Source organism: Streptomyces murinus, from assembly GCF_002154555.1.
In the GTDB taxonomy this organism is placed as follows: Bacteria; Actinomycetota; Actinomycetes; order Streptomycetales; family Streptomycetaceae; genus Streptomyces; species Streptomyces murinus.
Window position 1 is genome coordinate 1 of sequence record NZ_MUNF01000444.1, and the last position, 20,240, is coordinate 20,240.

The 20,240-nt window shown below is 72.0% G+C and carries 11 protein-coding genes and 1 pseudogene; 1 reads left to right on the top strand and 11 read right to left on the bottom strand.

All coding sequences use genetic code 11. The annotated features are described in order from the left end of the window. The 6 genes and pseudogenes from CCN72_RS25625 to CCN72_RS25650 all read right to left on the bottom strand — a co-directional run. A pseudogene (locus CCN72_RS25625) lies at positions 1 to 172 on the bottom strand (phage tail protein); the annotation flags it as partial. A 45-nt stretch (positions 173 to 217) separates the two neighbouring features. Further along, complete coding sequence (locus CCN72_RS25630; protein ID WP_086809974.1) at positions 218 to 1,771, bottom strand: phage tail sheath subtilisin-like domain-containing protein; 1,554 nt, start codon at positions 1,769 to 1,771, stop codon at positions 218 to 220. A gap of 208 nt (positions 1,772 to 1,979) precedes the next feature. Beyond that, entirely contained in the window at positions 1,980 to 4,046 is a 2,067-nt protein-coding gene (locus CCN72_RS25635; protein WP_086809976.1) for an ATP-binding protein, read from the bottom strand. Then, positions 4,046 to 4,747, bottom strand: coding sequence for a Pvc16 family protein (locus tag CCN72_RS25640; protein WP_086809978.1), 702 nt, complete (start codon positions 4,745 to 4,747; stop codon positions 4,046 to 4,048). The genes CCN72_RS25635 and CCN72_RS25640 overlap by 1 nt, the downstream gene beginning before the upstream one ends. Then, positions 4,744 to 7,872, bottom strand: a complete 3,129-nt coding sequence (locus CCN72_RS25645) for a hypothetical protein (protein ID WP_244174447.1) — start codon at positions 7,870 to 7,872, stop codon at positions 4,744 to 4,746. The genes CCN72_RS25640 and CCN72_RS25645 overlap by 4 nt, the downstream gene beginning before the upstream one ends. 165 nt (positions 7,873 to 8,037) lie before the next feature. Beyond that, entirely contained in the window at positions 8,038 to 8,709 is a 672-nt protein-coding gene (locus CCN72_RS25650; protein ID WP_093679662.1) for a helix-turn-helix transcriptional regulator, read from the bottom strand. A gap of 226 nt (positions 8,710 to 8,935) precedes the next feature. On the opposite strand from CCN72_RS25650, the gene CCN72_RS25655 reads away from it, so the two are divergent. Then, positions 8,936 to 10,291: a COG1470 family protein gene (locus tag CCN72_RS25655; protein WP_244174449.1), complete on the top strand. Its 1,356-nt coding sequence runs from the start codon at positions 8,936 to 8,938 to the stop codon at positions 10,289 to 10,291. A 481-nt stretch (positions 10,292 to 10,772) separates the two neighbouring features. Here the strand turns inward: CCN72_RS25655 and sbnA are convergent, their stop codons facing one another. Genes sbnA through CCN72_RS25680 form a run of 5 tightly spaced genes read right to left on the bottom strand, consistent with a single transcriptional unit; the run spans position 10,773 to position 19,810 of the window. Continuing rightward, on the bottom strand, positions 10,773 to 11,798 hold the full coding sequence (gene sbnA / locus CCN72_RS25660) for a 2,3-diaminopropionate biosynthesis protein SbnA (protein WP_086809982.1): 1,026 nt from the start codon (positions 11,796 to 11,798) through the stop codon (positions 10,773 to 10,775). A gap of 34 nt (positions 11,799 to 11,832) precedes the next feature. Then, positions 11,833 to 12,903: a 2,3-diaminopropionate biosynthesis protein SbnB gene (sbnB, locus tag CCN72_RS25665; protein WP_086809984.1), complete on the bottom strand. Its 1,071-nt coding sequence runs from the start codon at positions 12,901 to 12,903 to the stop codon at positions 11,833 to 11,835. Next, entirely contained in the window at positions 12,900 to 13,904 is a 1,005-nt protein-coding gene (locus CCN72_RS25670) for a TauD/TfdA family dioxygenase (protein ID WP_086809986.1), read from the bottom strand. Before CCN72_RS25670 ends, sbnB begins: the two co-directional genes overlap by 4 nt. Before the next feature lie 43 nt (positions 13,905 to 13,947). Further along, the gene (locus CCN72_RS25675) at positions 13,948 to 17,199 is read right to left on the bottom strand and encodes a non-ribosomal peptide synthetase (protein WP_086809989.1); all 3,252 of its coding nucleotides are present in this window, start codon (positions 17,197 to 17,199) and stop codon (positions 13,948 to 13,950) included. 13 nt (positions 17,200 to 17,212) lie between these two features. Beyond that, positions 17,213 to 19,810: a Pls/PosA family non-ribosomal peptide synthetase gene (locus CCN72_RS25680; RefSeq protein WP_086809991.1), complete on the bottom strand. Its 2,598-nt coding sequence runs from the start codon at positions 19,808 to 19,810 to the stop codon at positions 17,213 to 17,215. Positions 19,811 to 20,240 lie beyond the last annotated feature (430 nt).

The following is a 20,240-nucleotide window of genomic DNA, read 5'->3' on the forward strand; positions in this document are numbered from 1 at the left end:
GCCGGGCGCCCGGCTGCTTGCGGATGATCTGCTTGCCCTCCGAGGTGACCTGCCGTACCTCGACGACCTCTTCCTCGACGGTCAGACCGCTGATCTCCTGGATGGACTCCACCATGTAGCCGCCGAGCTGCACGCCGAAGACATGGGTGGAAAGAGCATCGCCCTCTGCCATGACTGTTTGTTCACCTTTCCTTGACCGACCCGCGGGTCACTGGTCTCACTCGTCGATGAGGCTGGTGCTGTCCGAGAACTGGGCCAGCCGGAAGACCACGAACTCGGCGGGCTTGACCGGTGCGACACCGATCTCACACACGACCCGGCCCTGGTCGATGGACTCCTGCGGGTTGTTGCCGCGGTCGCACTTGACGTAGAACGCCTCCTCGGCGGTACGCCCGAACAGCGCGCCCCGCCGCCATTCCTCGGTGAGGAACGCGGTGACATTGCGCCGGATGCTGGACCACAGCCGGTCGTCGTTCGGCTCGAAGACCACCCACTGGGTGCCCAGCAGGATGGACTCTTCGAGGTAGTTGAACAACCGGCGCACGTTCAGGTAGCGCCAGGCCGGGTCGGAGGACAGGGTGCGGGCACCCCAGATCCGGATGCCGCGGCCGGGGAAGGCCCGTACGCAGTTCACACCGATCGGGTTCAGCAGGTCCTGCTCGCCCTTGCTCAGGCGCAGTTCCAGGTCGACCGCGCCGCGGATCACCTCGTTGGCGGGCGCCTTGTGTACACCGCGCTCGGCGTCGCTGCGCGCCCACACGCCCGCGATGTGACCGCTCGGCGGGACCGTGGTGTTGCGGCCGGCCGCCGGGTCGAAGACCCGCACCCAGGGGTAGTAGAGGGTGGCGTACCGGGAGTCGTAGCCGGCCTCGTCGTTGCGCCAGGTGCGCACCTGCTGGGCGTTGAGGCCCGGCGGGGTGTCCAGGACGGCCACCCGGTCGCCCATCTGCTCGCAGTGCGAGATCACCGCGAGCTGCACCGTGCGCACGCCCTCGGCGTCGATGTCACCGCGCTGGTAGGCACCCATCAGGTCCGGGACCGCCACCATGGTGATCTCGTCGATGGCCTCAAGGCCGCCGAAACCGGTGCGGGCGGCGGAGTCGCCGACGTACTCGGCGGGGTCGAGCCGGGCCACCTCGCCGGCCGCGGGGACCGCGGGGGCGCCCGGGACGTCGGGCAGGGCCACCGTCTGCGCGGCGGGCCGCGCCTGGGCGGTGTCGCGCTGCTCGGTGACCTCGATCAGCTTGGAGGCGCGGACCTGGTTGACCACATAGCCCTTGACGTTCTTGCGGGTGGAGACGTCGTAGTTCTCCACCACCTGCTCGCCGCGGCGCACCAGCAGCCGGAAGCGGTCCTCGGGGCCCTCGCCCTCCGGGTCGGCGATCTCCACCGACACCCCGGAGACACCGGGCTTGGCCGCGACGAGGAACCCGCCGACCGCCACCGGCTCGGGCGCCTGGGCCTGGCGGGGCACCGAACCGGCCGCGGGCGCGGCGGAGTCACGGCCGGAGCCGCCGATCCGGACCACATAGGCCGCGCCGCCGCCGTTGGCGAAGTAGCCGTACACGGCGTGCGCGAGATAGGTGCCCTCGGTGAATCCGCCGAAGTGCTGGGTGTACTGGTCCCAGTTGGTCACCAGGGTGGGCTCGTGGAAGGGTCCGGTCTGGGCGAAGCCGACGAACGCGGCGACGGCGGTGCCGACCCCTTCGATCGGTCGCGCACCGGACTGCACCTCCTCCACGTACACGCCCGGGGTGAGGTACGTCGGCATACTCGCTCCTTCGTGTGCCAGTGGTGTCACCTGCGTCGATGTCGAGTCTCCGAGGCCGGTGCGGCATGGCGACAGGGGCGCGCGGACCTGGGCGAGGGCAAGCCCACTGCCTTTCCGGGCGCCCGCGTCCGGCCCCGCCTTCCCTTTCGGGCAACGCACCCTGTGGGAAAGCCCTGGAAACGGTAAAAGCCGCTGGACAGCGGGCGGTTCAGGAGTCCGCCAGCATGTCCCGCGTCCAGGTGCCGAACTCGCTCTCCAGGACCAGCCGGCCGAGCTTGCGGTACTCCTGGGCGATCGCCGTCATCAACTGCCGCATGCTCAGCGGAAGTCCGGCCTCGGCCGCCAGATACGCGGCCGTCACCGCGCACGCCCGGATGGAGCCGCCGGCCAGTTCGAAGCGGTCCGCGCAGAAGCCGAGATCGAGATCGGCGGCGCGCGGCAGCCGCCCGCCCAGGCACCGTTCCCACAGCGCGAGCCGCTGACCGGCGTCCGGCACCGGGAAGTCGGCGATCACATCGAGCCGCCGGGTGAACGCCTCGTCCAGGTTGGCCCGCAGATTGGTGGTCAGTACGGCGATGCCGTCGAAGGACTCCATGCGCTGGAGCAGATACGCCGACTCGATGTTGGCGTTCCGGTCGTGCGCGTCCTTGACCTGCGAGCGCTTGCCGAAGATCGCGTCGGCCTCGTCGAACAGCAGCACCGCGTTGACGGCGGACGCCTCGGTGAAGATCCGCTCCAGGTTCTTCTCGGTCTCGCCGATGTACTTGTCGACCACCGTGGACAGGTCCACCACGTACAGATCCATGCCCAGGTCGGCCGCGATCACCTCGGCGGACATCGTCTTGCCGGTGCCGGACTCCCCGGCGAACAGCGCGATCACGCCCCGCCCCCGGCCGCCGCCCGGCCGCATCCGCCACTGTCCGAGCACCTGCTCGCGATGCCGGGCGCGCACCGCCAGCTCCCGCAGCCTGCGGTGGGTCGGCGCGGGCAGCACCAGGTCGTCCCAGCCGACGGCCGGTTCCACCCGGCGGGCCAGCCGCGCGAGCCCCGCGCCGTTCTGCGCCCGTACGGCGGCCCGCAGATCGTCGGGCCGCACCGCGCGGTCGGCCAGCGCGGCCGTGCGCACCGCGGCGCCCGCGGCCCGGCGCAGCTGCCCGCCGTCCAGCCGGTGCGCGGCGACCGCCGAGGCGAGCGTGTCCGCCTCGGCCGGGGCGATGCCGTCGGAGCCGGCCCGTTCGAGCGCGTGCCGCCAGCGGGTGGCCTGGCGTTCGGGGGAGGCCGGGGCCACCGGGAGGACCACCGGGGTGTCGGCGGCCCAGGCCGGGTCCCAGCCGTCCGTGCCGTACAGGAACAGCGGGAGGCCGCGCAGCGCGGCGCACAGGTCCCTGATGACGCTCTCGCGTCGGGCGGGTTCCGGGGGCAGCGCCTCCAGCGGGCCGAGGACGACGCCCGCCCCGGACAGCCGGGCCTCCAGGGCGGCCACCCGGGCGAGCGCGGGCACCTCGGCGGAGTGCCGGGCGAGCGCCGCCGCGTCGAGCACCAGCGCTCGCAGTCCGGCCGCGCGCAGGGCCGCCACCGCGAGGCCGGGGGCGTCGCCGCCGCGGTCCAGCAGCTGCACCAGGCCGGGGCCGGAGCGCGCCGCGGCAGCGGCCCTGGCCACCTCGGCGGGCTCGGCCGTCGGGTCGGCGTCGGCCTCGCCGAGCAGCCCGGCCAGCCGCGCGTCCGGCTCCGTGCCGCCCAGCAGGCGTGCGCTCACCCGGTCCGGGACCGCCAACACACGGGACAGCGGAGGTCGTTCGGGCTCGGTGACCTCGATCAGACCGCCCGCGATCAGCGGCGCCCCGGGGGAGAGCCGGAAGCGGGCCGCGGACGCGGCGGGCAGTCCGCACAGCTCCAGGGCCAGGGCGACCGTCGGCCGACGGCGTGTCAGATCGTCGTTGAGATAGCCGTAGAGCCGCTCGAACCGGGGGTCCAGATCCGGTGCGAGGGCGACCAGGAGCAGATCCGTGTCCAGTGGCGAGAGCCCGAACCGCTCGGCCAGCAGGCCCAGTTCGGATGTCGGGGGCACCGGTGGCGGCTCATGGTCGGGCAGCCCGAGGCCGCCCCGCCCCTCCAGGATCCGCTCCACCGCCTCCGGGGTCAGATACTGGCCCCGGTACGGGTCGTCGGGATCCGGGTCGTCGGCGCGCCGCGCGGCCACCGCGTACCGCACCCGCTCCTCGATCAGCCTCAGCCGGGCCCACAGGACGTCCACCTCGGCCTCGGTGGCGTACATCAGGCCTGCCTCCCTCTGCGGCGCCGGGCCGGAACCGCGGGCCGCGCGCGAGGTCCTGCGAAGCCCTGCGCACCGGGGTCGCCCACCTCCTCGTACCGCAGCCGCCGTCCCGGCGCGGGCTCCTCCTCGGATCCGAGCCCGCCCGTGCGCACCAGCAGACCCTCGGTCACCGGCGGCGCGGCCGGGCGGGCCACGGCGGCGAGCGGCGCGCGCACCCGGACCCCGAGCGACGGCTTCAGCTCGCCGTCCAGCGCCGACCACACATCGGACGCGGACGGCGCGTCGATCCCGCCCCCCGCGGTGTCCAGGGAGACCGTCAGGCCGAGCTCGGCGAGCGAGCCGGTGAGCATCTCCTCCGGCAGCGCGTCCGTGCTCACCAGCGTGCCCAACACCTGGGAGAGCAGCCGGTGTTCGTCCTGCGGTCGGCTCGCCCACGCCGTGACCAGATACGTCAGCTCGAACCAGCGGGGCGGGGTGCGCCGCGCCACCACATAGCCCTCGGCGTCGTGCACCTCACCGGCGCCGCTGCCGCGCCGGGTGGCGTCCTCCTGGATGTGGTAGAGGAACACGCACACCGTGGGCGCGTTGCGGCGGGCCGCCCACTCCCGGGTCGGGGCGTCGAAGACCACCTCGACCCCGGACGCCTCGAGACCGGACCCGGTGAGCAGCGCGCGCAGCGCCTCGTCGACCTCGTGGATCATCGGCGGGTCACCTCGTCCGGCGGCTGCACACTGCCCGTCACGACCAGGAAGTCCGTCTTCACCGGGGAGAATCCGGGACCTCGCGCGGTGATGGTGCGCGGTCCGGTCTGATCCTTGGTGAGGATCAGCAGCTGGCCGATGAAGGTGCCGTCCGGCCCCGGTACGGTCGGCGCGGCGGCCGCCGTGATCCCCGGCTTCCAGGCGAACCGCACCGGCACGCCCGGCGGGAAGTCCTTGCCGCGCACCGAGGTGACGAAGCCGGGCTTGCCGATCGGCGGCACCGCGACGATCTTCGGCTGGAGGATCCGCAGCTTGGTACTGGCCTTGTTGTCCCGGGGGTCGGCATCCGTGCCGGTGGTGGTCAGCACGCCGGTGGCCCGGCCGGTCAGCGCGTGGTCGGGGGCGAGCACCACCCGTACGACGGTGCTGGAACCCGGTGTCAGATCCGGCAGCGCGCACAGCCATGAGCTGTCGCAGCCCGGCGGCGGACCGCCGTTCGGGATCCCGGCGGGCAGCGTGACGCGCAACCGCAGTCCGGTGGCCAGCGCGTTGCGGCCGTTGCGCACGGTGTACGTCACCACGACCCGGCCGCCGACATAGCCCGGGTTGGGCTGGGCGGTCACGGTGACCCCAGGACCCGCCTTGGGCGCGGGCGGCTGCACCGGCACCACGGTCCGGGCGGAGTTGTCCCCGGGCTGCGGGTCGATGACGCTGCCGGTGACCGACCAGTCGATCGGCTGGTCACCGGTCACGTTCCCGGTGACGGTCACGGTGACCGGGACCGTCGTGCCGGGTGGCACCACCCCGAGGTCGCACAGGAGGGTGGCCGCGTCGCAGGTGCCGCCCGGATAGGTGACCTTGGTGACGGTGACCCCGGCCGGCGGGGCCATGGTCAGCCGGGTGCCGGGCGAGGCGGCCGGGCCGTTGTTGACGACGTCCACCGTCAGATCCGTGGACTTGCCGACGGTCACCGGCGGTGTCGTACCGGGGGCGTGCACCGCCAGGTCCACCGACTGCTCGACGCTGGGCTCCTTCTGCCGTCCCGGCAACTCGGTGGTGAGCTGGGAGACATGGCCGGTCGAGACGGTCAGCACATACAGGTTCTCGGGGCAGTTGACCGGCGCGTCGTCGCGCGCGCTGAACACGATCTGGGAGCCGTCCGCCGTCCAGGCCGCGTCACGTGGCTGGTGCGGTCCGGTGACCGTGGTGTCGGGCAGCTGCTGACGGCAGGCGTCCGCCGTGCCTCGCGCCGCCTCGGGCAGCAGCACCTGGCAGCTGTCGCCGGACACGGAGGTCAGCACCAGGCCGTTGCGCTCGTCGACGAGTCCGCCGCCGTTCTTGCGGTTGAAGGCGATCGAGCGGCCGTCGGGGGAGAAGGCGGGACTGTCGTCGATGACCGAGCAGTTGCCGGGGCAGTTCGCCGCGCTGAGGTCCTTCTGCTGGTTCAGGTCGTTGATCGGCACGGTCCAGATGTGCTTGTTGCCGCCCTTGCCGTCGATCACCGCGTTGCGGGTGAAGGCGAGCAGGGTGCCGTCCGGCGACCAGGTGGGCTGGGCGTCGCTGCCGTTCTGCTGCCCGGCCGGCGGGACCACCTCGTGCACGATCGCGCCCGTCGTGGCGTCGGCGATCAGGATGCGTCCGGGACCGGACGCGGAGCCGACCCCGCCGGGCGAAGTCCGGGTGAAGGCAAGGAACTTGCCGTCCGGTGAGAACGTCGGGTCGGTGTCCCAGTCCTGCGGCCCCCGCCCGGCCAGCGGCAGCGCCCGCGGGTTCTGCCCGTCGGCGTCCGTCGTCCAGATCCGCTCGATCCGCCCCTGGCCGCTCGGGGCGTCCTCGAACCGGGTCACCACGATCCCCCGGCCGTCCGGCGTGTAGTTCTGCCGCTCGGTCCACGGGTCGTACCCGGCCGCCGGCTGGAACAACGGGTCCTTCGTCGGATCGGTGTTGGTACCGGCCGCCGGGTCCTCCTGGAGCACCGGCACCCCGAGATCGCGCGGGTCGGAGCCGTCCATCCGCACGTCCTGCAAGGTGGCCACCCGCTGGTCGGGCGTCGCGTCCACGCCCTTCACCGCCGGGGCGGGCTCCGAGAGCCGGTCCACCACCGGGTAGCCGCCGTCCGCGGGGCCGACCCAGGTCACCGAGGAGACATCGCGGTTCTCGCTGAGCACCAGATCCGGGTCCGGGTGCTGGGCGGGGTCCTGCGGCGCCCGCCACACATGGTTCCAGTCACCCTCGCAGGAGCAGGTGTGGTTGGTGCTGAGGAACAGCACGCCGTTCCCGTCGGGCATCCAGGCCGCGCCATGCGTCTGCCATTGCGCCGCGGTGCCCGCGAGCAGCGGCTGGTCGCCGTCCGGGCGGCCCAGCTCCCGCAGCCGGGGCCCGGTCTCGGAGTCGGCGGTGTAGGTGTACGCGAGCAGGTTCTTGTGCGCGTCGTCGTTCACCGGGTCGAACACCGGCTCGGTCGCCTTGCCGCCGAGCGTCCCGGTGAGCGCGGTCGCGGTGCCCCCGGCCAGCGGGCGCACATAGATCTGCGCCCCGGCGGCCGCGTCCGGGTTCGCGCTGTAGGCCAGCCGCTGCCCGTCCGCCGACACCGTCGGGCTCTGCTCGTCGTACGGCGTGTCGGTCAACCGGGTCAGACCGGTGCCGTCGGTGCGCACCAGCCACAGATCGCGCTGCTTCTTGCCGTCCGGGCCGCCCGGCTCCGCCGAGTCGAACACCACCGAACCGCCGTCCGGGGTCAGCCGGGGATGCGCCGCGTCCCGGCCGCTGGTCAGCTTGCGCACCGAGCCGTCCGCCGCCCGCAGATAGATCTGCGGACGCTTGTCGTCGCGGCGGCTCGCGAACACCATCGTGTCGCCGAGCGCCGTCGCCTGCACGTCGTAGTGCGCCGGGCCCGCGCCGAAGAGCGGATCGCTGCTCTCGGTGCTCGCCACCCGGCCCAGGCTGCGATGGTCGGTGCCCGCGAACGCCACCCGCGCGGGCGCGGTGTCGGCCGTCGGCCGGACGGGGTCCGCGCCGCTCGGTCCCGAGGCCGCGGTCACCGCGAACAACGGGATCAGCAGCACCAACGAGGCGCCGAATCTCCCCAGTCGGCGCTGCCCGCCGGGGCCAGCGGTGCCGTTCACGGTCCACCTCGCAGTCTCGGTACACATGGGTGCGCCCCGCCACTGTGCGTCATGGGCGCGCCCCGCGGCAGGGCGGCGGGGACCCTCCCGGGGGAAGGCCCCGTTGCGCTTTCGGGCAGCCACCGGGTGCCCGGACAGCCGTCGGCCCGGTTCGCCGACTCGCCGTCAGATCAGCCCGTTGCGCAGCGCGTACCCCACCGCGTGCGCCCGGTTGCGCAGTTGGAGCCGTGTGGTCACCTCGTGCAGCACGTTCTTGACGGTCCGTTCGGAGTACGACGTCTTCTCCGCGATCTCCGAGGTGTCCAGCCCCTCCGCCACCAGGCGCAGCATGTCCGCCTCGCGCGCGGTCAGTGTGGACAGCGAGAGGCCGCGCGGATCGAGGGCCGAGCGCTGGAGGCTGCCGACATGGCTGAGCAGTTTGCCGAGCAGATCGCCGGGCAGCACGCCCTCGCCCTTGGCCAGCGCCAGCACCAGGTGCAGCAGCCGGTCCTGGTCGGCCTCGGAACGCCGTAGCACCGCGCCCACCCCGGACTCGATCACCCGTTGCAGCGCCGCCGATTCGAAGGTGCCCACCACCAGCCCGGTGCGGGTGGCGGTGTTGCGCTGGAGCCGTTGCAGCAGGGCCGTCACCTCGTCGTCCACGGTGTCGACGACCACGAGCGAGATCTGCGCCCCGTCTGCTTCCCCGTCGGGGAGCAGTTCCAACTCCGGTCGCTGGCGCAGCTGTTGAATGATGCCGATGTGCAGGACGAGATCCTGGGCGTAGACGGCCACGGTCACCCGGTCCGGGCGGCCGACGGAGGCGGGCAGGGGCCCGCCGGGCATCTGGACGATCATGAAGGTACTTTCTTTCGCAAGGCCGGACATGGTGGCGTTCTTCAGGACGCGCCCCGGGCGACGGCGGTGGCGTCCGGGGCGGTGGGATGGAGCACATGACGCCTTCGGCGTGTCAGCTCGCCTCCCGCTCGGTGGTGTTGACCTTGGCCGCTGCGGGCACGTCGACTGCCCGGAAGTTGCCCCCGTATCTCTCGTGGTGGTTCGGGTACGGCTCTACCGTCGTGGCGTGACGCCATCTGCAGCCTCTTCCGGACCCGGCGCCCCCGGCCTCGACATTCCGGCCGTTTCGGTGACCCCGGGCGGCACCGCCACCACCAGCCTGACCGTGCGCAACGACAGCGACATCGTCGAGGCGTACACGCTGGAGGTGGTGGGCGACTGTGCGCCCTGGGCGACCGTGGAACCCGCGCGTATCTCGCTCTACCCCGGCACCTCCGAGACGGTGACCATCACCCTGGCCCCACCCCGCTCGCCCGAGGTCCGGGCCGGCGATGTGCCCCTGGGCGTACGGGTGTTGCCGGCGGAGCACCCCGAGTCGGTCACCGTGCCCGAGACCACGGTGCACATCGAGGAGTTCCACGAGCTGCGGACCGAGATCCTGCCGCGGCGCCGGCGCGGCTGGCTGCGCGGCCGCTACCGGCTGGCGGTGCGCAACGAGGGCAACACCCCGACGCGGGTCTCCTTCCGGCCCGAACAGGCCGGTGAGGAACTGCGGTTCGGCTTTGTCCCGGCCGATCTGGAGCTGGCGCCCGGCGAGTCGGCGGAGACCCGGCTGCGGGTGCGGATCGGCAAGCCGGTGTGGTTCGGCAAGCCCGCCGTATGGCCGTTCATGGTGCACACCACGGACGGCGCGGCCGAGGCGGAGGCGGAGGCGGAGGCGAGCGCCCGCCCCGCGACGTACGTACGGCCCCCGCTGGAGGCCGAGTTCGTCCAGATCCCCATCTTCCCGAAGTGGCTGCTGGCACTCCTCGCGGCCATCCTCGCCCTGCTGCTCGCCTGGTTCGCACTGGTGCGCCCGGCGGTGCGCAGCGCGGCCCGGCAGGCCGCCGACGAGGTGGTCCAGCCACGGCCGACCCCCGGCGGCGGCAAGAACGGGCAGTCGCCGGGCACCGGCACCGGTAACGGCACCGGGACGGGCGACGGCACGGGCAAGGAACAGGGCGGCTCCGGTCCGGGCGTGCCCTCGGGCGGCGGCCCCGGCGGCACGGGCACCTCGGGTGGCGGCGAGCAGAGTTCGGCCACCATCGACGTACAGACGTCCGGTGGCCAGACCAAGACGGGCAGCTACACGGTGCCGCAGGGCAAGGTGTTCGGCGTCACCGACATCGTGGTCGCCAACTTCCAGGGCGACGAGGGGGTCATGACGATCAGCTTCGGGGACCGGAAGATCACCACGATCGCGCTGGAGACCTTCCGCAACCAGGACTACCACTGGGTCACCCCCATCGAGATCCCCGCAAACGCCACCGTCACCGCGAACGTGACCTGCGCGAAGCCGGGCACACCGGCCACGGGCCGGCAGGCACAGCAGTGCCACGAGGTCCTGAACGTGAGCGGTGTACTCGCGAACGTCGCACAGTGAGGTGGCTTTTCTGAAAATAGTTCGCCTGGTGTGGCCTGTGTGGGAAGGGGCGACTTTCACTCCGTCCGAAAACCGATACCGGGCCGAACCGTGCAGGAAATGTGCAGGTCAGTGCGGATGGCCAGGGAATTCAGGGCCGTGCGGGAGCGGGACCGGCGTCTGAGGCGCGACGCGGTCCGGACGGAATGGCCTATTCCCTACCGTTCATGTGGGGGACCGGTGTGAGAGGGGGCGCGCGGACGCGCGCACGCCCCCACGCGCGCCGCGAAAGCACCACTCCGCGCTCCGCGCAAGTACCCCGGATACGCCATGTGCATGCCCTCGCCCACCTGGTGAGGATGGCCTCCGGTACCGGGCGGGAGTGCCCTTCCGTACGGCGCGAAAGTGCCCTCCGGGGCACCGCGGGGCCGCCCTCCCGGGCACGCCGAAGGGCGCCTTCCGGGCAACATCCCCGGTCAGGCGCCCTTCCCTGGGCGAGGCGCTACGGGCGGCGCCTGCGCTCCGACGTCCGGGTCGCGGACTCGACCTCCTCCGTCACGGTGTCCATCCCCTCCGCCGTCAGGACGTGATCGCCGTACAGGTCCTGGAGCCAGTTGGTCTGGTAGACGGTGTCGAGGTAGCGCTCGCCCATGTCGGGCGCGATGGCGACCGCGGACAGTCCGCGGGCGTCGTTGCGGGCGAGCCAGTCGGTGGCCCCGCTGACGACGGTCCCGGTGGAACCGCCGAACAGGAAGCCGCGGCGGGCCATCCGGTGGCACATGCGGATGGTGTCCGCCTCCTCCACCCGGATCACCTCGTCCACGACGGACTCGTCCAGCAGCGGCGGGCGCATGCTCATGCCCAAGCCCGGGATCATCCGGCGCCCCGGCTCGCCGCCGAAGGCCACCGAGCCCACGCTGTCCACGGCGACGATCCGCACCGGCCGGTGCCACTGCCTGAACCAGCGGGCGCAGCCCATCAGGGTGCCGGTGGTGCCGGCCCCGATGAACACCACGTCCAGGTCCGGGAACTGCTGGGCGATCTCCGGGGCGGTGGTGCGGTAGTGCGCCCGCCAGTTGCCCGCGTTGGTGTACTGGCTGAGCCAGACGTACCGTTCGTCGGACGCGCACAGCTGGCGCACGTACTCGATCCGCGTGCCCAGGAATCCGCCGTTGGAGTCCTGGTCGGCGATGACATGCACCTCGCTGCCGAGCGCCTCCATCAGCAGTCTGGTCGACAGGTTGCAACGGGAGTCCGTCACACACAGGAACTGGTAGCCCTTGCTGGCGGCGATCATGCTGAGCGCCACGCCGAGGTTCCCGGAGGAGGACTCGACGAGGATGGACTCCGGCGTCAGGAGTCCGTCCCGCTCGGCGCTCTCCACCATCTCGTTCGCGGCCTTCAGCTTGATGGAGCCGGCGAAGTTGAAACCCTCGCACTTGAGATGGAGGGGTTGTCCGCAGATCGACTTCAGGTCGACGAAGAGATGGCCCTCGTTGAAGGCATAGGGAGCGGTAATGACAGGCACGGCGGACCTCCTGGTGCCGGGCCGAGGACGGGCCTCAGCCGTACCGGCGCAGGTCGTGGAAGAAGTCGTCGATGAGGCGGAGGCTGCCCGCCCGGGATACCTCGTCGTAGACGTACTTGCCGACGGCGAGATCGAGGACACCGAGTCCGAAGGGCGAGAAGATCACCGGCCGGTCGGTCGGCGGTGCGGCCCGCCCCTGGAGCACGTCGTTGAGCGTGCCGTTGAGGAAGTCGCGGTCACCGGTGAGCTGTTCGACCAGATGGGGTGAGGTGTCGGCCTTCAGACAGTGCTCGACGTCGTCGACGAAGTTGGCGGCGCCCAGCAGGACTTCGGGGGCCAGGTCCCGCAAGGACACATGCAGGACCAGCGGGTTGTGGTCGAACCACGCGGGATCGGTCACATGCGGCTTGCCGGCGACCGTGGCGAAGACCACGAGATCGCTGTCGCGGACCAGGTCCTCGGCACGATCGTGCACGGTGACCTGCCCGCCCGCGCCGCTCTGGCGCAGATATCCGCGGAACCCCTCGGCGCTGTCGGCGGACACATCGTGCACACCGATCGCGTCGAACTCCCAGCCGGTGCCGGCCAGGAAGGTGTGGATGTACCGGGCGATCAGCCCCGTGCCGAAGAACCCGATCCGCGCGGGCCGGGCACCCCGGCCGCGGCTGAGCCAGTCGGCCGCGAGCGCCGCGGACGCGGCGGTCCGGGTGGCGCTGATGATGGAGCTCTCCAGACAGGCGAACGGATAGCCCGTCTCCGGGTCGTTGAGGATCAGCACCGCGGAGGCCCGCGGCAGCCCGGAGCGCACATTGTCCGGGAAGCTGGAGATCCACTTCAGGCCGTCCACGTGCACCGAACCGCCGATCGAGGCCGGCAGCGCGATGATCCGCGAGTTCGGACGGTCCGGGAAGCGCAGGAAGTACGACGGCGGGTTCACCGAGTCCCCGGCGCCGTGCAGCCGGTAGGTGTCCTCCACCAGTGCCACCAGTTCGCGCTCGCGCCCGGTCAGCGCTTGCTGCACCTGGTGCCCGGAGAGCACCGAGAACGTCGGCACCGGAGGCCCGCCCGCCGCCCGCTCGGCGGCTGTGGTCAGCAGATCGGTCATCGCTCGCTCGCCTCCGGGGTCGGGCGGCCGTCGGCGAGCCGGTGCGGCTCCGCCATGCCCACCAGCACCTGCCGCTCGCCGTCGAACGGCTCCCGGCTGTGCGCGGTGGAGATGTTGTCCACGAGCAGCAGATCCCCGGCCTGCCAGGGCTCGCGCCGGGTGTGTGCCTCATAGGTGGAGTTGAGCAGTTCGACCATCTCCTCGCCGATCGGAGTGCCGTCCCCGTAACGGGTGTTGAACGGCAGCCCGTCCTCGCCGTACATGTCCACCAGGTACTCGCGCACCTCCGGGGAGAGCGTCCACTCGTTGAGGAACGCGATCTGGTTGAACCAGCAGCGCCGGCCGGTGACCGGATGCCGGACGACCGCGCTGCGCCGCTGCTCCGTGTAGAGCGAGCCGTCCGGCCGCCAGGTGAACTCGATGGCGTGCGCCCGGCAGTAGCGCTCGATCTCCGCACGGTCCTCGGTGCCGAACGACTCGGCCAGCGAGGCCCCGATCTCGTCGTTGTAGCTGCGGGTCAGCAGCCAGCCCTCGCGCTCGAACCGCTCGGTCAGCGAGGCGGGCAGCGCGTCCAGCACCTCCTCGGCGTCGGCCACCGCCGTCGCCCCGCCCTCGGTGGCCGCGGTCAGGCACGCGAACAGCATCAGGGACGGCACATCCAGCGTGTAACTCAGCTCATGGTGCATGCACATCGGCTGATTGGCCGGCCATGGAGTGGCGGAGTACACCCCGGGCGCGAGGACCTCGCGCGGTGCGAACGCCTCACGCTCCGGCATCAGTTCACCGGTGATCCGGGCGAAGACGGCACCGACCTGGTCCGCGTCCCGGAGGCCCAGACCGCGCACCAGCAGCGCCCCGTGCTCGGTCACCAGCGCGCGCAGCGCCGCGCGGTGCTCGCCCGCCCAGTTCGGGGCGTCGCCCGGGGAGTCGACGCGCAGCAGCGCCGGTCTGTGCGGCCGCAGCTCCACCTCGAGCGGCGCTGCCAGGGATGAGAACGGCATCTCGGTTTCCTTTCGGTTGCCCGTCTGGAGGGGTCCGCGTGACTCAGGACGTGGCCAGGGGTACGGCGGACCGCAGCACGGCCCGCGCCGCCTCGGCCGGCCGGGTGCGGGGGAAGTAGTGGCCGCCGTCGGCGAGTTCGTGCAGCTCCACCTGGTCGGCCAGCAGCAGCCAGTCCCGGTGGTGCTCGGTGGCGCCCGCGGTGTGCGGGTCGTCGGCCGCGACGACCACCGTGAGTGGCGCGGCCAGCTTGGGGGGCGCGGACTGGAGGGCCGCGCGGAGGTAGCGGTGCGCGGCCACGCAGTCGTGCCGGTAGGCGGCGCCGATGTGCTCGGCGTGCGCCTCGTTCAGCTCCGCCAGCTCGGTGTAACCGCTGTCCGCGGTGAGCTGCGCCGCGATCTCGGCATCCCCGAGGCCGGTCAGCTCGGCCACCGCGGCGCCTCGTTCGTCGGCGGTGCCGAGGAGCTGGGCGCCGATGAACACCCGGGTGACCCGCACCCCCCGCTCGGTGAGCCGGCGGGCCGTCTCGATCGCGGGCGCGGCCCCCGAGGAGTGGCCCCACAGCATCACCCGGGTCAGCCCGCGCGCGACGATCTCCGCGGCGACCTGCTCGGCCACCTGCGCGATGGAGACGAACGGCTCCTGGTGCGCGGCCAGATCGTGCCCGGGCAGATCCACCGCGAGGACCGTGAGCCCGCTGCCGGCCAGCGCGCTCGCCATCGGCTGGAAGTTGACCGCGTTGCCGCCCGCGTACGGGAAGCAGACCAGCGCGCCCCCGGCCGCACCGCTCCCCTCCGCGAGCGGCTGGAGCAGCTCCCCGTGCTGCCGGGTCGCGCCGTCCAGCAGCGCGGCCAGATCGGCGAGGACCGGGTGCCGGGTGATGTCCTTGAGGGACACCGCACGCTCCAGCGCGATGCTGAGCTTGACCGCGGTAAGCGAGGTGCCGCCGGAGTCGAAGAACTGGTCGCGGCGGCGCACCTGTTCGGCGGGCACGCCCAGCACCTGCGCCCAGGCCGCGGCGAGCCGCCGTTCGGCGGGACCGAGCGGGACGTCGGCCGTTGCGCTCTCCTCGGGGGCCGGGGCAGCCGCCGACGCCAGCGCGGTCAGCGCCTTGCGGTCGATCTTCCCGTTGGCGGTCAGCGGCAGGGCCTCCTGCCAGTGGAAGGCCGAGGGGACCATATAGGCGGGCAGCACCGCGCCGAGCGCCTCGCGCAGCTCCGCCACCGGCCGGGGCGCGCCGGAGCAGAAGGCGATCAGATGCCTGCTGCCGCCGCCCCGCTCGGTGACCACCACCGCCGCGTCCCGCACCCCGGGCACCCGCAGCAGCGCGTTCTCGATCTCCCCGATCTCGATGCGGAACCCGCGGATCTTCACCTGGTTGTCCCGGCGGCCCAGGAACTCCAGCTTGCCCTCCGGGTGCCAGCGACCCCAGTCACCGCCCAGATACAGCCGCTCACCGGGCCGGTACGGGTCCGTGCGGTACGCCTCCCGGGTGCGCTCCGGATCGTTGACGTACCCCCGGCCCACACAGACACCGGAGAACGCGATCAGGCCGGGCGCGCCCAGCGGCACCAGCGACAGCCGCTCGTCCACCACGTAGACGCGGACGTTGTTCACCGCGCGCCCCAGCAGCACCCGCTCCGGCACCCGGTCCAGGACCTCGTGGTTGGTGTCGTCCGAAGTCTCCGTCAGGCCATAGGCGTTGAGCAGCCTGATGTCCGGCTCGATCGCGAACCAGCGCTGCGTCAGCTCCCGCTTGAGGGCCTCACCGGTCACCGACACACAGCGCAGATCCGGCAGTTCGCGCGGCCGCTGCTCCAAGTAGGAGACGACGACCTCCAGATAGGAGGGCACCAGCTGTGCCACCGAGACCCGGCCGTCGGCCAGGGTGCCGACGAAGCGCTCCACGTCCGTGATCTCGTCCTGCCCGATCAGCAGCGTCCGCCCGCCCACCATGAGCGCCGACACCAGCTGCCACAGCGAGATGTCGAAGCACTGCGGGGCCGTCTGCGCCACCACCGAGCCCTCGCCGATGCCCAGGTCGTCGATCTTGGCGAAGAGGTGGTTGAGCAGCCCCGCGTGCTCGCACATCGCCCCCTTCGGCTCACCGGTGGAGCCGGAGGTGAAGTAGATGTACGCCAACTGGTCGGCCGCCACGCGCACCTGGAGGTCGTCCTCGGCGTGCGGCTCCGCGTACGCCTCCTCGACCAGCAGCCGCTTGGCCCCGGCCACCGAGGTCAGCGCCTCGTCCAGGGTGGCGGTGCTGCCGGACTCGGTCAGCACCAGCCGGCAGCCCGCCCGCGACAGCGTCGCAGCGATCCGCCCGGCCGGGAAGTGCGGCTCGATCGGCAGATAGACGCCGCCCGCCTTGAGCACCGCGAGCGTCGCCGCCGGCCAGTCGAGGTCGCGCTCCATGACGACGGCGACCACGTCCTCCCGCCCGACGCCCCGCTCGACGAGCGCCCGCGCCAGCCGGTTGGCCCGCCGGTTCAACTCGTCGTACGTCCACTGCCGTTCGCCCTGTACGACCGCCACCGCGTCCGGACGCGTCCGCACCCGCTGCTCGAACAGCTCGTGCGCCCGCGCCTGGGGCAGCGGCCGGTGCGGTCCCGCCAGCCCCTCCAGCTGCTCGCGCACCTCCTCGTCCGACAGCAGGCTCCGGGCGCCGTGGTCGGCGTCCGGGTCGGCGGCCAGCAGTCCGAGGGCGGTGAGGTGGTAGCCGCCGATCCGGGCCGCCGCCGGGGCGTCCAGGACGTCCTTGCGGTAGCCGAGGCGCAGCAGCAGCCGGCCGCCCCGCTCCGACCAGCGCACCTGAAGGACACCGTCGTCGGCGTGGTTCTCGTCGGCCCCGATGGGCCCGAACACCACCTCGTACGGCGGCTCGGCCAGGCCGAGTTCACGGCGCAGCTTCTCCACCGGGAACTCCCGGTGCGCCAGCACCTCCGCCTCCGCGTGCTCGGCCGCCGCCGCCAGCTCCCGCCAGGAGCCGGGCCGTACGGTCAGCCGGCAGGGCAGTGGCTCGCCGCGCACCCCGGTGGTGTAGCCGGTGACCACCTCCGGCTCGCCGGACAGCGTGGCCAGCACCTTGGCGTGTGCCGCGAGCAGCAGCGCGCTGACCGGCACCCCCTGGCGCCCGACCAGCTCGCGCACCGCCCGCGCCACCTCCTCCGGCACCGGCATCTCGTGCTCGGCCGACCCGGCGGCCGGCTCCCGTACCCAGCGCGGCACCGCGGTGACACCGCCGGCGGTCAGCACCCGCTGCCAGAACTCCCGGTCCGCTTCCACGCGCGTTCCCATCGAATGGCCTTCCTCAACTCACGGTCGCCGCAGTGGCGTTTGCTGTGGCAGCGGTCAGGACGGGGGCGCCGGGCGGACCGTCGGCCGCCGGCATCTCCACCGCGGGATTGCCGCCCCAGCGCGCGCCCGGGGGCACTTCCTCGCCCTTCATGAGGAAGGAGTCGGAGACCAGCACCGAGCCCTCGCCCATCGTCACGCCGTAGTGGACATGGGCGGAGACGCCCAGCGTGGTACCGGCGCCGAGCCGGATGAAGTCCGACTTGAAGGTGCCGTCCTCCTGCGAGTGGCACTGGACCTTGCTGCCCGCGTTGAGGGTGCACTCGTCGCCGATGACCGCGAGGGTCCGGTCGGTGATGTAGCAGCCGTCGTCGAACACCATGCGGCCCACGCGCACCCCCATCAGCCGCCAGACCAGGCTCTTGAACGGCGTGCCGTTGAAGATGTTGAGCCACTGCGAGGGCACCTTCCACAGCCGCTCGATCCGCCAGAAGTCCCGGTCGTAGATGGAGCACAACTGGGGCCGCAGCCCGCGGAACCCGGTCATGCAGCGCTCCAGCACGATGTAGTACGCGGTGGAGAAGGCGAGGGTGAGCGCCAGATAGGCTCCTATCACCACATGGCCCGCCATGCCGTACAGATCCACCGTGGCCAGCGCGAACAGGGTGAGCACGAAGACGTGCAGCCAGCGGGCGAGCAGCCACCAGGCCATCGAGCGCAGGTTGTAGTGGTTCTTCGCGCGCAGCCGGGTGCCCAGTTCCTCGCCCTCGCGCAGATGGTCGAAGCGGGCGTCGCGGTCGACCGAGCGCGGGATCTCGAAGCACGGCGAGCCGAGCAGCCCCACGCCCTGTCTGATCTCGCCGTCCAGCGGGATCATCACCTTGGTCGCCAGCAGGCAGTTCTCGCCCGTCCTGCCGCCCACCGGGTAGGCGATGTTGTTGCCGAGGAAGTTGCGCGGCCCGATCGACACCTTGGACAGCCGGAACGACGTGCTCGAATAGTCCGCGTTGAGGACGGACAGCCCGTCGGCGATCATGGTGCCGCTGCCGACCGACACCAACAGCGGTGTCTCGTGCTGGACTTCGGTGCCGAAGTTCGAGCCGGTCTGCTCGACGTGCGACAGGTCGTACCCGAGGCCGCGCAGATAGTGCACGACGAACGAGCTGTCACCGAACAGCCAGGCGAAGAACTTGACGTTCGTCAGGCGGGCCGTCGTGCGGTGCAGCGCGTAGTGGAAGCCGTAGAGCGGATAGACCCGGTCGGGCCGGACGAAGAGCCGCAGCAGCCGGGGCAGCGTGTACAGGACGCCGAGACCCACGACGATGAAGCCCACGAACAGCACCAGGGAGAGCAGCGCCGCGTCGGCGAGCAGCTGGACCGGCGCCAGGTCCTCGGTGTCCGGGTCGAGGCGATCGCCGATCGCCGGTACCGCGGTGAACAGCATGTACATCCCGCCGACGGCCAACGGAATGTAGAGGAAGACCAGTTGGAGCAGGGTGCCGAGGCCGAACCAGGTCCGGCGCAGGGTGCCGCACCGGGCGGGCGGCACCCGCAGGTAGTCGGTCCCCGCGGGCTCCGCGGGGGAGCCGTGCCAGCGCTCGCCGGCCGGGACCGCCTGACCGCGGTGCAGCGCCGAGGCATGCCCGAGCTGCGCTCCGTCGCCCATCGAGGTGTCGATGTCCAGGGTGGTCTTCTCCCCGATGAACACGCCCTCGCCCAGGGTGATCCGGCCGGTCTGGATGCGGCCCCGGTGCGCCCGGTAGCCGAGGATGAAGGAGTCCTTGCGGATCACCGTTCCGGCGCCGATCGTCACCAGGTCGGGGCAGACCGGCAGGGTGTGCGAGAGGATCGTGACCCCCTTGCCGATCCGCGCGCCCAGGGCCCGCAGATACAGCACGTACAGCGGGGTGCCGGCGAGGAAGACCATCGGGTTCGCGTGCAGCAGCACCTTCACCAGCCAGAAGCGCATGTACGCGAGGCCCCAGACGGGGAAGTCGGCGGGCTTCGTACGGCCGACCAGCAGCCACTTGGCGATGACCGGGAAGACGCACAGGGCGATGAACCCGGTGCCGCCGAAGAGCAGCGACCGTACGTAGATGTCGGCGACCCCGTTGCCGTCGGCGACCCACTCGTAGCCGGTGCCGGTCACCAGACCGGACAGGAACGAGTAGCCGAGGAAGGCCAGCAACTGGAAGGTCCCGCACAGGAAATGGGTCAGTCGGCTGGTGTGCGGCAGGGGCGCGGGAGAGGCGGCGGGAACCGGTGCCGCGGGTGCCGTCGTGGTGCTCGCGGCCTCGTCCGGCGGGGGAGTGGCCGGGGCGAGGGCCTCGGCCAGGTCCCGGATGGTGGGATACCGGTAGATGTCCCGCATGGACGGGGACGGCAGGTCGGGGCGCTTGCGCACCCGTGCGCAGAACTGGGCCATGACCAGGGAGTTGGCGCCGAGGTCGGTGAAGAAGTGGCTGTCCGCCGGGACCTGCTCACTGCCCACCAGCTCGGCCAGCACATCCGCGAGTCGGCTCTCGGTCTCTGTTCTGTCCGGGCCGGCGCCGCTCACGGAGAGGGCGGATGCGTCCGGCCCGCTTATATCGATCTCGGAAGACTGCTCCACCATTCGATCTCCTCGAGAACGTTCTGGATCGTTGATGCTCATTCCTGATCACGAACCGCCAATTCAGTGTGGACAGGGCACCGTAAGCCTGTCACTTCGAACCAATCGCCCGACTCGCCGGAAATGCCCGATGGGGCCGTGATCCTTGGGCGCGCAGGGCTGACGGCCGCTACGGATCACCCGTTTGGCGGTTCACTCGTGCGGCAGCGTCGGGGGTTCAGGTGGAGGTTTCGTGGGGGTTCGGCGGGGGCCTCCCGTGGCGCGGCGCGTCCGGATCAGTACCGAAGGGCCGTGCCGACGTTCGCCCGCACCTCGCCGTGCAGCCGGCGGTTGCCGCGCGCGGTGCCGTGCCCCGAGCCGTGTGCGGCCACGTTCTTGACCATCAGCACCACGACGTCGAGCAGATTGCCGCCGCCGTCCGTGAAGTTGACCT

What these genes read in the sequence shown, in the direction of transcription:
- CCN72_RS25630 (WP_086809974.1), bottom strand. Translation starts at nt 1,771, where the DNA reads ATGCCGACGTACCTCACCCCGGGCGTGTACGTGGAGGAGGTGCAGTCC.
- CCN72_RS25650 (WP_093679662.1), bottom strand. Translation starts at nt 8,709, where the DNA reads ATGATCGTCCAGATGCCCGGCGGGCCCCTGCCCGCCTCCGTCGGCCGC.
- CCN72_RS25635 (WP_086809976.1), bottom strand. Translation starts at nt 4,046, where the DNA reads ATGTACGCCACCGAGGCCGAGGTGGACGTCCTGTGGGCCCGGCTGAGG.
- CCN72_RS25680 (WP_086809991.1), bottom strand. Translation starts at nt 19,810, where the DNA reads ATGGTGGAGCAGTCTTCCGAGATCGATATAAGCGGGCCGGACGCATCC.
- CCN72_RS25640 (WP_086809978.1), bottom strand. Translation starts at nt 4,747, where the DNA reads ATGATCCACGAGGTCGACGAGGCGCTGCGCGCGCTGCTCACCGGGTCC.
- sbnB (WP_086809984.1), bottom strand. Translation starts at nt 12,903, where the DNA reads ATGACCGATCTGCTGACCACAGCCGCCGAGCGGGCGGCGGGCGGGCCT.
- CCN72_RS25670 (WP_086809986.1), bottom strand. Translation starts at nt 13,904, where the DNA reads ATGCCGTTCTCATCCCTGGCAGCGCCGCTCGAGGTGGAGCTGCGGCCG.
- CCN72_RS25675 (WP_086809989.1), bottom strand. Translation starts at nt 17,199, where the DNA reads ATGGGAACGCGCGTGGAAGCGGACCGGGAGTTCTGGCAGCGGGTGCTG.